14 protein-coding genes are annotated in these 16565 nt (G+C 33.1%); 3 read left to right on the forward strand and 11 right to left on the reverse strand.

All coding sequences use genetic code 11. The features are described 5' to 3' along the window. Positions 1 to 157: 157 nt before the first annotated feature. The 5 genes from R6X41_RS17495 to mutY form a co-directional block, all read right to left on the reverse strand. Positions 158 to 1045 (reverse strand): dienelactone hydrolase family protein, encoded by an 888-nt coding sequence (locus R6X41_RS17495; protein ID WP_318501650.1) that lies wholly within the window; start codon positions 1043 to 1045, stop codon positions 158 to 160. 64 nt (positions 1046 to 1109) lie between these two features. After that, positions 1110 to 1697 carry a gliding motility lipoprotein GldD gene (gldD, locus tag R6X41_RS17500; RefSeq protein WP_318501651.1) on the reverse strand — a complete coding sequence of 196 codons (588 nt, stop codon included), beginning with the start codon at positions 1695 to 1697 and terminating at the stop codon, positions 1110 to 1112. Position 1698: 1 nt separating this feature from the next. Continuing rightward, the gene (locus tag R6X41_RS17505) at positions 1699 to 3003 is read right to left on the reverse strand and encodes a gliding motility-associated protein GldE (protein WP_318501652.1); all 1305 of its coding nucleotides are present in this window, start codon (positions 3001 to 3003) and stop codon (positions 1699 to 1701) included. Between the two features lie 23 nt (positions 3004 to 3026). Then, positions 3027 to 3476: a single-stranded DNA-binding protein gene (locus tag R6X41_RS17510; RefSeq protein ID WP_318501653.1), complete on the reverse strand. Its 450-nt coding sequence runs from the start codon at positions 3474 to 3476 to the stop codon at positions 3027 to 3029. A gap of 91 nt (positions 3477 to 3567) precedes the next feature. After that, a complete protein-coding gene (gene mutY, locus R6X41_RS17515) occupies positions 3568 to 4608 on the reverse strand; it encodes an A/G-specific adenine glycosylase (RefSeq protein WP_318501654.1) in 1041 nt (346 codons plus the stop codon). 134 nt (positions 4609 to 4742) lie between these two features. On the opposite strand from mutY, the gene R6X41_RS17520 reads away from it, so the two are divergent. Both R6X41_RS17520 and R6X41_RS17525 read left to right on the forward strand, forming a co-directional pair. Further along, positions 4743 to 5033: an HU family DNA-binding protein gene (locus R6X41_RS17520; protein WP_013869848.1), complete on the forward strand. Its 291-nt coding sequence runs from the start codon at positions 4743 to 4745 to the stop codon at positions 5031 to 5033. A gap of 380 nt (positions 5034 to 5413) precedes the next feature. Then, entirely contained in the window at positions 5414 to 6958 is a 1545-nt protein-coding gene (locus tag R6X41_RS17525; protein ID WP_318501655.1) for a ribonuclease E/G, read from the forward strand. Between the two features lie 68 nt (positions 6959 to 7026). Here the strand turns inward: R6X41_RS17525 and R6X41_RS17530 are convergent, their stop codons facing one another. From R6X41_RS17530 to R6X41_RS17555, 6 genes are all read right to left on the reverse strand, one after another. Then, entirely contained in the window at positions 7027 to 7347 is a 321-nt protein-coding gene (locus tag R6X41_RS17530) for a hypothetical protein (protein WP_318501656.1), read from the reverse strand. Continuing rightward, positions 7320 to 7610 carry a hypothetical protein gene (locus R6X41_RS17535; protein ID WP_318501657.1) on the reverse strand — a complete coding sequence of 97 codons (291 nt, stop codon included), beginning with the start codon at positions 7608 to 7610 and terminating at the stop codon, positions 7320 to 7322. The genes R6X41_RS17530 and R6X41_RS17535 overlap by 28 nt, the downstream gene beginning before the upstream one ends. Before the next feature lie 27 nt (positions 7611 to 7637). Beyond that, on the reverse strand, positions 7638 to 8675 hold the full coding sequence (locus R6X41_RS17540; RefSeq protein WP_318501658.1) for an aldo/keto reductase: 1038 nt from the start codon (positions 8673 to 8675) through the stop codon (positions 7638 to 7640). A gap of 14 nt (positions 8676 to 8689) precedes the next feature. Then, positions 8690 to 10867, reverse strand: a complete 2178-nt coding sequence (locus R6X41_RS17545; protein ID WP_318501659.1) for a multiheme c-type cytochrome — start codon at positions 10865 to 10867, stop codon at positions 8690 to 8692. A 152-nt stretch (positions 10868 to 11019) separates the two neighbouring features. Further along, positions 11020 to 11979 carry an OmpA/MotB family protein gene (locus R6X41_RS17550; protein WP_318501660.1) on the reverse strand — a complete coding sequence of 320 codons (960 nt, stop codon included), beginning with the start codon at positions 11977 to 11979 and terminating at the stop codon, positions 11020 to 11022. Positions 11980 to 12007: 28 nt separating this feature from the next. Next, positions 12008 to 12766, reverse strand: coding sequence for an exodeoxyribonuclease III (locus R6X41_RS17555; RefSeq protein ID WP_318501661.1), 759 nt, complete (start codon positions 12764 to 12766; stop codon positions 12008 to 12010). A gap of 274 nt (positions 12767 to 13040) precedes the next feature. Between R6X41_RS17555 and R6X41_RS17560 the strand changes: the two genes are divergently transcribed. After that, a complete protein-coding gene (locus R6X41_RS17560) occupies positions 13041 to 16445 on the forward strand; it encodes a DUF8818 domain-containing protein (protein WP_318501662.1) in 3405 nt (1134 codons plus the stop codon). Positions 16446 to 16565 lie beyond the last annotated feature (120 nt).

Consider the following 16565-nt stretch of genomic DNA (forward strand, 5'->3'; position numbering starts at 1 on the left):
GAAACTTAGAATTAAATCCATTCATATTATACCATAACGAATACAGGGTTTTACTATACAATAACAAAACACAGACCCAAGTATTACAAAATAGCATAACAAAAAAAAGCATCTCTTTCGGGATGCTTTTTTGTTTCTATAAGTTTAAATAAATTAACTACATCATATTATCTTTAAAGAAAGTCATGGTACGATTCCAAGATAAACTTGCAGCAGCCTCATCGTATCTCGGGGTTGTATTATTATGAAATCCGTGGTTCACTTCTGGATAAATAAAAGCTTCATATTGCTTATTATTTGCTTTAAGAGCAGCTTCGTATGCAGGCCAACCTTCATTAACACGTTTGTCTAATTCTGCATATTGCAACATAAGTGGCGCCTCTATACTAGCAACTTCTTCTGCACTAGGCTGACCTCCATAATACGGCACAGCAGCAGACAAATCTGGTATATTAACAGCCATCATATTGGAAATCCATCCTCCAAAACAGAAACCGACAACACCTATTTTACCTGTACATTTATCATTATTTTTAAGATAATTATAAGCTGCAATAAAATCTTCTAACATCTCATTCTTATCACGTTTCTTTTGCATTTCCCGACCTTCATCGTCGTTTCCTGGGTAACCACCAAGTGGTGTTAATGCATCTGGAGCTAATGTTATAAAGCCTTCCAAAGCTGCACGTCTTGCGACATCTTCAATATATGGATTTAAGCCTCTATTTTCATGAACTACGATAATCCCTGGAAGTTTCTCTGATGTATTATCAGGCATAGAGAGCAACCCACGAATGCCACCTCCACCTTTAGGAGAATTGTAAGTAATGTATTCCGAAATTAATCGTGGATCGTCTATATCTACTAAAATGGAATCTATATAGTTTGGAGAGATAAAACTAAGCAAGGACGACATTGTTATACCACCCACGGCATACAACGATAGTTTCTTTAAGAATTGGCGTCTTTCAATTTTATCGTGTGCGTAGTCGTCATATAAATCAAAAACCTCCTGATTTATATCTTCTTTTTTAAGTTTTTTCATCCCCTTAAATTAATCATTTTTTTGAAAACAATTTTAAGATTTTAAAAACTTTAAGATTTTCAATCTACTTCCAATTCACAGATTCCATAATCTGCCTTATATCCTTTTCAAGATACTTGGCTGCTGGCAAAATAGAATCGTAATTGGGTTTTGCATAGAAATACAGTGATCCGGTTAAAAAGTGTTTTACACTATCGGTTATATAAAACTGTGATTGAGATGCAGCGTTCCCTCCTACTTCGTAAAACATACCGTATACTTTTCGCTCGTTGTTTATATAGACTTGCTCGGTAATTTCATCGGCTTTTACGGTGTGCTTTTGAGTAAAGTTTTGAGCATCTTTAATATACTCCATTAAATTTTTAGAGTCCGCATTTATATTTTTATAAGTCAGAAAAACGGTCCCTTTTAAATTAGAATACTCAATATTTACACCATAATTATCTTGGCCAACCATGTTTTTAACACCAACTTCTGAAGCAAATTTATTTTTCTGAAATGTAAAAGGAATTTCTAAATTAGTTTCAATATAACTGGCTTCAGGATAACTTAATCTTAAATATGCATTTGGTTTTGGCGTAGGTGCATCTTCACAGGATACCACTAGGATAACTATAAAAAATATAAGACAATTAAGAGAGTGTTTTAACATATTATAAAATGGTAACTTTTACGCGTTTAATGCGTTTTTTATCTAAAGCTTCGACAGTAAATAGATAATTTTCAAAATTTATTTTTGCATTCGTTTTTGGGAAACTGCCTGAATGTTCTAAAACAAAACCTGCTATAGTTTCGGCTTCACCTTTTTTCTGTTCGAAAATAGAATCGTCTGTAATTTTAATGATTTTATAAAAATCTTTCAAAGATGTTTTTCCTTCAAATACATAATTATTATCATCTAATTTTGAATACACTAGATCCTCATCATCGAACTCATCGCTAATTTCACCAAAAATCTCTTCAATAATATCTTCTAAAGATATCAATCCGGATGTTCCGCCATATTCATCTACAACAACTGCTAAATGCACTTTTTTCTCTTGGAATTCCGACATTAAATCGTCTAACTTTTTATTTTCTGGAACGAAAAAAGGTTCACGAATTAAGGACTGCCAATCAAATTGCTTTCTATCTACATAAGGCAGTAAATCTTTAACGTAAAGAATACCTTTAATATTATCTATATTATCTTTGTAAACTGGAATTCTGGAATAACCATTAGCCACAATTTCTGGAATGATATCGGTGTATTTTAAATCTTCATTTAAAGCAAAAATATCGATTCGTGGGCGCATTGCTTGCTTAGTATCTGTATTACCAAACGAGACTATTCCTTGTAAAATTTTCTGTTCTTCTTTGGACGTATCGTCTTCACTAGTTAACTCTAGAGCTTGCGATAATTGGTCGACACTTAAATTAGATTTTTGCTTTCCTAATTTTTCATGAATTCCTAATGTAATACTACGCATTGGCAAACTTAGTGGTGAAAATAAAACGTCCATAACTTGTAATGGAACAGCCATAAAAGTCGCGAATTTCATTTTATTTCTACTTGCATAGACCTTTGGTAAAATCTCTCCAAATAACAAAATTAGAAACGTTACTAATACAACTTCGACAACAAAACGAATAACTTCTGATGTGACACTACTAAACATAAAATTACCCAGATAGGCGAAAAGAATTACAATAGCAATGTTTATAAAATTATTAGCAACAAGTATAGTTGCAAGTAATTTTTTAGGGCGATCTAATAGTTTTGAAATTATTTGAATGGCTTTAGAATCGTTTTCTATGCCTTCTTTAATATCTGTAACTGTTAGAGAAAATAGAGCAACTTCTGCTCCAGAGATTAGTGCAGAACAAGTTAGTAATACACATAAGAGCACGATACCAAAAATTAATGGAACATTTATCGTGGAAATTAGAGCTAGAATGCTCGAGGGGTCAGGGTCCAATTGAAATAAAATTAGTTAAACAATTAAAACGGTAAATCATCTTCTTCAACTTTTGAAGCGTCTTGATTCATTGCCGGTTTATTTTCTGTAGTTTTTGTAGCTTGCGGCGATTGTTGCGCATTCGCTCCACTTTCTTTTTTCGTTGTTAAAAAGGTAAAATCTGTACATTGTATTTCGGTAGAATAACGTTCTAGCCCAGATTCGTCTTGCCATTTTCTGGTTTTAAGACGTCCCTCAGCATAAATCTTATCGCCTTTGCTTAAATACTTTTCGCAAATTTCGGCACCTTTATTACGTACAACAATATTATGCCATTCTGTATTTGTAACACGTTCGTTAGTTTGCTTACTTACATAGGTTTCGTTGGTTGCCAAAGGAAAACGGCCAACACAACCACCACCTTCAAAATAGTGCATTTTAACATCATCTCCCAAATGCCCAATTAGCATTACTTTATTTAACGTTCCAGACATATATATATTTGTTTACGAACTACAAAATTACGCTTTGTACTTCAACTTTTTTAAAATTAATAAAAAAATTATGAGATATAAACTTCTGATGTTAAAAATTGAAGGCTTCAATGAAATTTCCAATCAAGATTGGAACTGGAAAATCTTCAACTTCCGAAACAGGAATTGCACCATTAATATTTGTATCTACATCTACAATCCAAAATTGTGTGTACAAGTGCTGATGTGATAATTTATGAACGATTTCGTCTTTATTATATAATGACAAATCGAAGGTTTTCCCTTTTAAAATATCTAAAGACTCTAATTCTAACTGAAGCTGTTTATGTGTCAATGCCTTTTTAGACTCGATTAAAGGAAACTGGTATAAATTTTGCCAAATTCCTTTTCCTTGACGCTGTTCTAAAACGGTTGTCTGATTTGGAGTTAAAAAGACTAAAAAATTAAAATACTTTTTAGTCACTTTAGCGGCTTTAATTTTCACAGGTAATTCACCAATTACATTTTTACTAAATGCATAACAACTCGTATTAAATGGGCAAACTGAACAATTTGGACTTTTAGGCTTGCATTGTACCGCACCAAACTCCATAACCGCTTGATTAAAAGTGGCAGGATCTTTAATATCTATTAATTCTTGCGCTAAAGCTTTAAATTCTTTTGCGCCTTTAGAAGAATTAATAGGTGTATAAATGCCAAAATAACGCGATAATAAACGGTATACATTACCGTCTACAACCGCAGTAACTTCACTATAACAAATAGAAGCAATTGCACTCGCCGTATAATCACCAACACCTTTAAGTTTTAATAAGTTTTTATAATTATTAGGGAAAATTCCTTGCAACTCATCTACAACATATTTTGCTGCAAAATGCAAGTTTCTAGCTCTAGAATAGTACCCTAAACCTTGCCAAAGTTTCAAAACTTCTGCTTCATTTGCGTTCGCTAAATCGAAAACAGTTGGAAAAGTGGCAACAAAATCTTCATAATATGGTAACCCTTGCTTAATTTGAGTCTGTTGTAAAATTATTTCTGATAGCCAGATATAATAAGGATTAGTTGTCTGTCTCCAAGGAAGTTGACGCTTATTAACTGAGTACCAAGATGTTAAAGTTTTACTAAAAGACATATAATAAATTTAGGTGCTGCAAAAATAATCGTTTATAATCTTAAATTTTAATGAATTAGGTTAGAAATATTGAATATTAAATGACTATATTTGCATCCCTTTATAATTAATTGATAACTTTAAAAAAATAAATAATGACTAAGGCTGATTTAGTAGCGAAAATTTCTGAGAAATTAGGAATCGAGAAAGGTGATGTTCAAGCAACTGTGGAAACATTCATGGAAGAAGTGAAAACATCTTTAGAAGCTGGTGATAACGTATATTTAAGAGGTTTTGGTAGTTTTATTATCAAAACTCGAGCTGAAAAAACTGGTAGAAATATTTCAAAAAATACTACTATTAAAATTCCAGCACACAACATTCCTGCATTTAAACCTGCAAAAGTATTTGTAGAAGGTGTAAAAACTAATGTAGACGTTAAATAATAACAAAAAACTTAATATTAACCTAAAAAAGACAGATCTATGCCAAGTGGTAAGAAACGTAAAAGACATAAGGTAGCGACGCACAAGCGTAAAAAGCGTGCTCGTGCTAATCGTCACAAAAAGAAAAAGTAATCTGAAAAAGTAGTTTTATAACTACTTTTTCGGTTTTTAATAAAATTGTTCTTTGACATGAGTTTCCCCGCGATATACCTTTCGCAAAAAAAGGAAACTCCACAGATTAAATCCTGTGAAAAATAATGTATAATCCATCTGTACAATTAAATGTTTGGTCGATTATTGATAGGTAACAGGTTTCTTATTTAACCTTTTACTTTTCAATTTTTAACTTCAACAAGAAAGTATGGATAAAAATTAACGAAATGGATAAAGAATTGATCGTAAGATCTGGTCCCCAACATGTTGATTTTGCCTTATTAAAAGATGGAAAACTTATTGAATTACATAAAGACGAAGGAGGTAATAACTTTTCTGTTGGTGACGTGTTTATCGCCAAAATAAGAAAAACTGTTCCTGGGCTAAATGCTGCTTTTGTAAATGTTGGCTACGAAAAAGATGCCTTTTTACACTATCACGATTTAGGTCCTAAGCTTCCTTCCCTTTTGAAATTCACAAAGAGTGTAAGCACAGGTAAACTAAAGGATTTCTTTTTAAAAGACTTCCCGTTTGAAAAAGAGATTGATAAAGATGGAAGCGTCATAGATGTTTTAAAATCTAATCAATCTTTACTAGTACAAATTGTAAAAGAACCTATTTCTACTAAAGGCCCTAGAATAAGCTCAGAGCTTTCTATTGCTGGTAGATATATTGTTCTTGTACCTTTTTCTGATCGTATTTCAATTTCACAAAAAATTGAAGACAAGGAAGAAAAAGACCGCTTAAAGCGACTGGTTAAAAGCATTACGCCACCAGGCTTTGGAATTATTGTACGTACAGTAGCAGAAGGCAAGAAAGTTGCCGAATTAGATAAAGACTTACAAAACTTGCTTGGTCGTTGGACCGCAATGTGTAAGAAGCTAAACAAAGCACATCACCCTAGTAAAGTTTTAGGAGAACTAAACAAAGCCTCGTCTATATTGCGAGATATTTTTAATGACTCTTTTACAGGAATACAGGTAGATGATGAAGAACTTTATCACCAAATTAAAGATTATGTGCAACTTATTGCACCAAAAAAAGAATCAATTGTAAAATTGTATCAGTCTAATGTTCCAATTTTTGAAAAATTTGGAGTAGAAAGACAAATTAAAACGTCGTTTGGAAAAACGGTTTCTATGGCAAAAGGTGCCTACTTGGTAGTAGAACATACCGAAGCCCTTCATGTTGTAGATGTTAACAGCGGTAATCGCTCTAACAAAGCCAATTCACAAGAAGACACAGCTTTAGAAGTTAATATGATTGCTGCCCAAGAAATTGCTAGACAATTACGTTTACGTGATATGGGAGGCATTATAGTTGTCGATTTTATTGACATGACCAATGCTGAGAACAGAAAAACGCTTTACAATTACCTTCGTGAAGAAATGAAGGATGATAGAGCGAAACACAAAATATTACCTCCAAGTAAATTTGGATTGATACAAATTACAAGGCAACGCGTTCGCCCAGAAATGAATATAAAAACCCGTGAAGATAATCCGAACGGTGTACAAGGCGAAGAGGTTGAAGCACCAATTATATTGGTACAAAAAATAACTCAAGAACTTGAGCGACTATTAAAAAAAGACTATAAAAAGGTGGTTTTAAACACACATCCTTTTATAGCAGCCTTCTTAACAAAAGGCTTTCCATCAATACGTTCAAAATGGTTCGTTGAACACAAAAAATGGGTAAAAATACTACCCAGAGATGCTTACACATATCTAGAATACCACTTTTTTGATAAAGATGGTAATCAAATCAACTAATAGAAAAGCCTTACTTTATTCAAGTAAGGCTTTTTTTATGCTTTATTATTAAGTGTAAACTTAAAAAACTATTTTATTAATTTAGAAACTTTATATTCTCTTTTCTTCTCGTCGTATTCCATTTCTGTAATTAATTTGGTGTTCAGTAACCAATTTAACTGATTCATAAATGTGTCTTCAGGTAAGTCTGAATCTATTCTGGAATATTTCTCTCTAATCTTATGCTTAGACAGTTCTATTAATTTATCTACAAATAACTCGACCTCTTCCCGTGATGGTGAGTCTAGATAAAAATTTAAATTAGAATAGCCACCATTTAAAATTAATAGATTGTTGAGTGGTGCCTTAAAACACGTTATTCCTAATATAAAAAAAACAATCCTCCCCAAATTAACCCATCTAATTCACCACCTAAATTCTCTTCAATAAAAAAAGCAATCCAACTTGTTATTGCAATTAGAACAAAAAAACTTCCTACAATTCTCAATCCTTTTCTAGAATGTATTTCTATAACTTTATGATGTCCTATAGATTCAATATCAACAGTCCATTCCTTCGAACTTAAAAAACTTTTTTCTTTAATTACTAATTCAGTTTTATTTATAAGTTCAAATTCTTTCTTTTTAGAACCTCTGTTTTGTGCAATTTTCATTACAATCTAAGTATTAAATATAATTATTTAAGTTGCAGGATTAGGAATTTCTTCATGTACTTTGTTAATCTCGGCTATAATCTCATCGCTTAAATCAACATGAATACTCTCTATATTTTCCTTTAATTGATCCAGTTTAGATGCTCCTATAATATTACTCGTTACAAACGGTTGCTGTGTTACAAAAGCTAGAGACATTTGTGCCAGACTCAATCCGTTATCTTGTGCAATTTTTAAATATTGAGTGGTTGCTTTAGTGCAATTTACACTACTGTATCTCGCAAAACGTGGATATAAATTTAATCTAGAATTTTCATCAGCAAGACCTTCAACATATTTCCCAGACAATACTCCAAAAGCCATAGGCGAATAGGCTAACAACCCTAAACCTTCACGCATAGATATTTCTGCCAAATCACTTTCAAAACCCCTATTGATTAAAGAATACGCATTCTGAATGGTTTTCACTCTAGGCATTCCGTTGTATTTAGACTCTTCCAGATAACGCATTGCACCCCAAGCTTTTTCATTAGATATTCCTATGTTGCGAATTTTACCTGCCTGTATTGCTTTGTATAAGCTATTTAAAACGTCGTTAAAATTATCTGTCCAAGCATCTTCCGGATTGTGTTTGTAATCTCGTGTTCCAAAAAAGTTAGATTCGCGTTCAGGCCAATGTAATTGAAACAAATCTAGATAATCTGTTTGCAAGCGTTTTAAACTATGCTCTATAGCATCTTCAATCGCTTCTGGTGCAAATCCGTTTGTTCTAACGTGTGCTGTATAATCGCCTGGACCAGCAATTTTAGATCCTAAAACTATATCGCTACGTTTTCCTGTTTTCTTTAACCATTTCCCTATAATACGTTCCGTCTCCGCATAGGTTTCTGCTTGTGCTGGAACGGGATACATCTCGGCAGTATCGAAAAAATTGATACCTTGTTCTACAGCATAATCCATCTGTTGAAAACCGTCTTCCTGAGTGTTTTGATTTCCCCATGTCATGGTTCCCAAACAAAGTTTACTCACTTTAATATCAGTATGTGGCAATGTTGTATATTTCATTGTAGACTATTATTTTATGAATTATTTTGACTGGCTTGTAACGTTTGCATGATCCTGTTACTTTGTTCCGTTTTTCCCTGACCTTGATAAATTAAAGCCAATAAATATTGATAATCCTGATTATTTGATTGAAGTTTTAAAGCTTTCAGTATGTAAAGTTCTGCATCAGAAAACTTCTGATTTTGATAGTAGAATGTTGCTAAATTATACATAGATCTTGTATCTGCAGAATCTAACTGAATTGCTTTCTTTAAATCGGAAACTGCAAAATCATTTTGTTTTAATTCAAAATTTAAAAGTGCACGCAAATAATAAGCCCGACCAGCAGTTGGCTCTTTTTTCAACCAAATATTCAATGTTTTTAAAGCTGAATTTGAATCTCCTTGTAAACTGTAAGCCGTTGCTAAATTAGAATATACAGGTAATAACAAACTGTCTTTTTTTATAGCTAATTGATAATTTTTTATAGCATTATCAATATCATTGTTCTGATAATAATAATCGCCCAATTGAAATCGTCCAGTAGCGAAATCTGCATTTGTAAACATCATCGTTTCTAACTCGTGTCTCGCTTTACCTAAAACCGATTGATTTATAATAGCGAGTTCTTGTGTGTCAATTCCAGTTAACAACTGCATGGCACCTATCCTAACCAATCGTGTAGTGTCGCTTAAATGCTTAGTTGCAATAGATATACGATCTTGAACACTAATACCTCTAAACTTTTGAAGCGCACTAAAACGTACTATTGGAGACGGGTCGTCTAAACTTTTCAAAATCGCTTGAAACTGTTGGGTATCTGTAACTTCTAAACTCTCGATTACAGTAGATCTTGCAATCGCAGGATAATTTAGATTATTGATAAACATATCTAAACGTTCACGCTCCTGAGCATTTATATTCGATTTATGACTGATTAATAAATCGTCTGAAAAATGATCTGATCTATCTGGACCATACCAATCTACAACCTGTTCTGCAGCCCATTCATCGGACTTATCCTGATGACATTGCGTACAAGCATTTGGTGTTCCATATTCCACACTTTGGTCTGGTCTTGGCACTCTAAAACTATGGTCGCGTCTAAAATCGTTTCCCATATACACAGCACCTGTCATGTGGCAATTTATACATTGCGCACCCTCTGTTTCTTTTGCATGAAAAGAATGAGAAGGCTCGTCGTATTTTGGTGCATGACACTGTAAACACAATTTATTATCTGGGAATTTAACTTTTAAAGTATGTGGATCGTGACAGTCTGAACATTTCACACCTTCGTGGTACATTTTACTTTGAAGGAAAGATCCATAAACGTAATCTTCATCTTCAATCTGCCCATCGCCATGATACAAATCGTCTGATATATTTTGAAGTAAATATTGATCTTCGAAGTGCGTTCCCGGTATCATTTTCTCTGTTAATCGCGCACGTCTAGCATGACACGGAGCACACATATTCATCTGGCTAATTTGAGAATTTCCAGGAATAATATATGTGTTTTCGGTATGAATACTATCTTGAATATTCTCGGCCCAATACACATGTCGTTCTGCAGGCCCGTGGCAACTTTCACAACTCACGTTAATTACAGAATATGTGGTATTGTAGGTATCTGTTTCGACATCGTAATCCTTATTTAAATTTGTAGAATGACATTCGGCACACATCGTGTTCCAATTTTGTGCAGTTTCTGTCCAATGCAACCAGTCATGCGGATCTATTTCATCACCTTTATATTGATGATACCATCTGTTTTTATCTGAATCCCAAGTAACACGTAGCACTTGCTTTCTTCCTCTATCAAAATCTATTAAATATTGCTGAAGTGGTCTTACTCCAAAAGCATAATTTATTTCATAATCGACTTCACTTCCATCTATTTCTTTAATATGAACCATGAATTTATCATCTGCTTTCGTAAAATGATAAGACACGCCGTCTATTATAGTTTTTACATTATTGAAATCTCCCAAAATAGTAGAGTCATTGGCAACTTGCATAGCCAAATCGTGATCAGATCCTTTCCAGTCATCAAACACCCCTTTATGGCATGTCATACATTGGGAATCACCAACAAAACCATCCTCATGTTGAAGTTTTAAATCTTCGACGGCTACATAATCTGACTGTTTAGTTTTAGAATTACAAGACGAAAGCACTACCAAACAAACAATCCAAAAAAAATGCTTCATATACGTTATAAATGTAGAATTAACTTAAGGTACTAAGTTAAAATATATTTCTACCATGAAGAAAAAAAAACGCTAAATATCCTTTATAATTAATATAAATTAAAGAGGATATTTAGCGTCATTTTAAAAAAGTATTTCTGTCTAGTATTACATTAAATCTCATTTAAAAGTTTAGAGATCTCATCTAACTTAGGAGTTAAAACCACTTCAATTCTACGGTTTTTAGCACGACCTTCAGCAGCTGAATTTGAGGCTACTGGAGCAAATTCTCCACGACCAGCCGCCGTTAAATTTTCAGGATTAATACCGCTATTTTCTCTTAAAATATTCACGATTGCTGTAGCGCGTTTGGTAGAAAGATCCCAATTTCCAGATAACTGTCCGGTTCCTTTGTACGGCACATCGTCTGTGTGACCTTCAATAAGCACTGCTATATCTGGGTTTTCAGACAATACTGCTCCTAATTGCTCCACAGCTCTGCGACCTTCTGTCCCAACAGCCCAACTACCTGAGTTAAATAACAGTTTATTTTCCATAGAAATATAGACTTTTCCGTCTCGCTGTTCCACGGTTAAACCTTTACCTTCAAAATCTGTTAACGCTCTAGAAATAGCATCTTTTAAGGCATGCATACTTGCATCTTTTTGTGCAATTACACGTTCTAATTCTGCTACGCGTTGTGAACGTGACTCTAATTCTCTCTTTAATTCTTCTAATCGTGTATTCTCGGCAGCTAAAGCTTGCTCTTTTGCTTCTAATTGCGCTAACAACTCTCTATTTTGCTGAACGTTTTTAGCAATAGATGCTGAACTATTTTTTTCTAAAGCATCATAAGATGTTTGCAAATTATCGTAATTCGATTTCAAAGCATTATAATCATTTTGAAGTCGATCACGTCTGTTTACAGTGTCATCGTAATTTTTCTGAAGTGCACTTAAATCATTTTCTAATTGTGTTTTTGCTGTAGTCAATTCAGAATTTTCATCCATCAACGATTGATTTTCTGTCTTCAACACTTCGTGTCTAGCTTCTAAATCTTTATAAATTCTAGGCGACACACAAGATGATGCAACAACAATAGATAATACCGATAAAATTAATTTACAATTCATACAAAAACGAATTCAGGGTTAAAAAATATTAAACTTCAACTAAAATAGGACAATGATCGCTGTGCTTGGCTTCGGGTAAAATAACAGCACGCTTTAATCTATTTTCTAACGGTTTGGACACCAAACAATAATCGATACGCCAACCTTTATTATTATTTCTAGCATTTGCACGATAACTCCACCAACTGTAATGATCTGGTTCTTTATTAAAATGTCTAAACGAATCTATAAATCCGCTATCCATAAAAGTACCTATCCATTCGCGCTCTACAGGTAAAAACCCAGAGACATTTTTGTTTCTTACTGGATCATGAATATCTATAGCTTCGTGACAAATATTATAATCTCCGCAAATCACTAAATTCGGAAACTCCAGTTTTAATTCAGATATATAATCTTGAAACATAGCCATGTATTCAAATTTATGTTCTAAACGAGCCAGATTTGTTCCCGATGGCAAGTATAAACTCATTACAGAAACATCATCAAAATCAGCACGAATGTTTCGTCCTTCGTAGTCCATTGACTCAATTCCTGTGCCAAATTCTATATGGTTTGGTTTTGTTTTACTTAAAATGGCTACACCGCTATATCCTTTTTTTTGCGCACTATACCAATAGTTATATGGATAACCCGCTTCGGCAAAAATTCCTAAATCTAACTGGTCTTCATTAGCTTTAATTTCTTGCAAACAAATAACATCTGGATCTGCACTTTTTAACCAATCTATGAATCCTTTTTTTAGGGCGGCACGAATACCATTTACATTGTAAGAAATTATCTTCATTTTTATTATTTTATTGCGCGGTTGTTTCAATATTTGCAAGCAATATGCGTTTATTTAATTCTGTGCGCTTATTTTTTATAGAATTTCAGCTAAAATAAATAATGCGTTACTTTTACACTATTATTTTAATGACCTTTTAACACAATACATTATAAACCGCCTCAAGCCAAATCCCTGAAGCGTTTAATAAAATTATTTCGACATAAAAATCGGAGCAACTTAAATCTCACTTAGTGAGTAAAATATTTTAAACGTTTCGCAGTTTAAATACCACATGAAGTTTATAATCGTCTTAATATGTTTTTGTTCTAGCCTTTGTGTATTTGCACAAGAGCCAAGCACCAATTACAAAACAAAAAAAGTTGCGGTTAAAGATACAATTGTTATTGATAGCGTAAGTATAAACCCCAGCTGGTTTACTTTAAAAACGGCAACGAATACGGTTATAGACAGTAGTTTTTACACAGTCGATTTCCCTAGAGCTTTATTGGTTTTCAAACAACCTATTAATGCCGATTCCGTTCAGATTTCTTATTTAAAATTTCCTGATTTTTTGACAAAAACGTACAGACAGTTAGATGACGGTATTATTCTTTCTAACACCAACAATCAACAAAAATTATATAAACTTTCGCAGTCTACAAGTACTAAAAAGTTTGTCCCTTTTGATGGTTTGTCAACTTCCGGAAGTATTTCTCGTGGTGTTACTGTTGGTAACAACCAAAATTCGGTTTTAAATAGCGAACTAGATCTACAAATTACAGGAAAATTGAATGATAAAGTCTCACTGCGTGCTTCTATTCAAGATGCCAATATACCGTTACAAGAAAGCGGATATTCTCAACGTTTAGATGAATTTGATCAAGTGTTTATCGAAATTTTTAGCGATACTTGGAATATACGCGCAGGTGATATCGATTTACAAAACACAAATACCTTCTTTGCTAATTTTAGCAAGCGTATACAAGGTCTTTCTCTAAATGCGACCCTTAGTCATGACATTTCTAAAACTGAAGTATTTGCTGCAGGTGCTATTGTTCGAGGATTATTTACACGTAGCCAGTTTACGGCTCAAGAAGGTAATCAAGGGCCTTATAAATTAAAGGGACCAAACGACGAGCTTTATGTACTTATTCTTTCTGGAAGTGAACTTGTATATGTGAATGGTGTTGTTTTAGAACGTGGCGAAAACAAAGATTACATTATGAATTATAATGCTGGTGAAATTATTTTTAACTCCACATTCCCAGTAACTTCGGAAATGCGAATTACAGTCGATTTTCAATATAGCGACCGTAATTATTCCCGACTAATAGGTTATGGAGGTGGTCGTCATGAAAGTGAAAAATTTAGTATTGGTGCTTCTGTATATTCTGAAAATGATTCAAAAAACAACCCCATTCAACAAAATTTATCCACAGAACAAGTCGCTATTTTAGCAAATGCAGGAGACGATTCCTCTAAAATGATCTCTCCATCTGCAACTGAAGAACCCTATAACGAAAACAGAATTTTATATAAACAAGAAGTGATAGATAGTAAATCCATTTATGTATTTTCTAACAACCCGGAAGACGAACTTTATAGTGTAAAATTTAGCTTAGTAGGCGAAAGGCTGGGCGATTATATTTTAAGCGACATTAATGCAATTAGTAATATTTACGAATATATTGCTCCAGAAAACGGAATATCTCAAGGGAATTATGCACCTGTTACACGCCTAGTTGCTCCAACAAAATTGCAAATTGCAGACATAAACGGAGTGTATAAGCCATCTGCAAAAACGAATATTTATTTTGAAGGTGCCGGAAGTAAAAATGATTTAAACCTATTTTCAGATTTAGACGATGGTAATAATGATGGTTTTGCTGGAAAATTAAAAATCAATCAAAATATAATTAAGCAGGACAGTCTTTGGAGTCTAGATGCGTTTGCAGATTTTAATTATATTGGAGAAAATTTCAGAACTATTGAAGTCATTTATAATACAGAATTTATTCGCGATTGGAATATCGAAAACCCGATCGGGAATCAGAAATTATTGGTTAGCGGACTTCAACTTACATTACCTGAAAAGGTGTTTTTAAATTATCAGTTTGAGCATTTAAGTTATCATAATAATTTTAATGGAAACCGACATGTAGCCAATGGATTTTTCCATTTAAATAATTTTCATTTTTACACGAACTCTAGTTTTCTAAATTCAGACTCAGAAACTAGTACCTCAACATTCTTACGATCTTACAATAAGGCCACATACAGCTTTGGAAAACCTTGGGTTGGAGCAAAATTTTCTACCGAGAACAATCAACAAAAAGAGATTTACACAGAACTATTTTTACCTGAAAGTCAGAAATTTAAAAGCTACGAAGTATTTACAGGAGTTGGAGATAGCACTAATATATTTGCCGAAGTAGGTTTTAAATATCGCGTAAACGATAGTATTAGAAATAACGAATTACAACATGTAAACACCTCTAAAACTTATTTCTTAGATTCCAAAATCATACAAAATACCAATACAAACTTATCGCTCTTTGTAAATTTCAGAACCTTAGATAATGTATATGAAGATGATGAAAAATCGTTGAATTCGCGATTAATTTACAGCCAAAATTTCTTCAAACAAATGGTACAATGGAATACTATTTTTGAAACCAATTCGGGAACCTTACCACAACAAGATTTTACATATGTAGAAGTCGAACCTGGCCAAGGGACGTATACATGGATAGATTATAACGAAAACGGTATTCAGGAATTAGAAGAGTTTGAATTGGCACAATTTCAAGATGAAGGCAAATATATTCGGGTCTTACTACCAAATCAAATTTATATTAAAACACACCAAAATAGATTTAGCCAAACTTTGACTTTAAACCCACAACAATGGATAAATTCGGGATCTGGTTTTAAATCTTTTATATCTCATTTTTACAATCAGACGGCCTATTTAATCGATAGAAAAAATCTTCGAGACGGAAATAGCTTTCAGATTAACCCATTTAACAATGATGAAGAAAATCAGATTGGGCTACTATTAAATGTTAGAAATGTCCTCTTTTTTAATCGTGGCAAACAGCATTTCACAACCTCGTTTACATATTTAAATAATAAAGCTAAAACACTTTTAACCATTGGTTTTATAGAAAATAATTTAGAAAGTCATCAATTAAATTTCAATCATAAATTTGCCGAAAGTTGGCTGGTTACGTTTTTAAGTAGCTTAAGTAATACCGAAAGTATTAGCGAGAATTATGTGAGTAAAAATTTCAATATTGATGAATCGCAATTCAACCCAAAATTAACCTATTTGTTAAATGAGAATACACGATTTGACGTTTACTACCAATTCACAAATAAAGAAAATACTATAGGTAGTTTTGAAACTTTAAAGCAACAAAAATACGGGACCTCTCTATCTATTTCTAATGTTCAAAAATCGGCAATTAGTGGAGAATTTAATTACTTTTCGAATGTATATACTGGAAACGCTAATACTCCAGTTGCTTACCAAATGTTAGAAGGTTTACAACCCGGGAAAAATTTTACTTGGACGGTTTTAATTCAGAAAAAAATCACCAAGTTTTTAGATTTAAACCTATCCTATTTTGGTAGAAAAACAGAAACCAGTAATAGTATTCATACTGGGAATGTACAGTTAAAAGCCTACTTCTAAATTAGACATTAGACCGCTTCGCCGTTAGACCCAAGAACAAAGACTAGATAAATTCTCCTCGTAAATCTATCTCGTAAAAAATCCCCAAGCAGAACTTGAGGATTTTATATACTTTTTTAA

The organism is Formosa sejongensis (genome assembly GCF_033447105.1).
GTDB lineage: Bacteria > Bacteroidota > Bacteroidia > Flavobacteriales > Flavobacteriaceae > Formosa.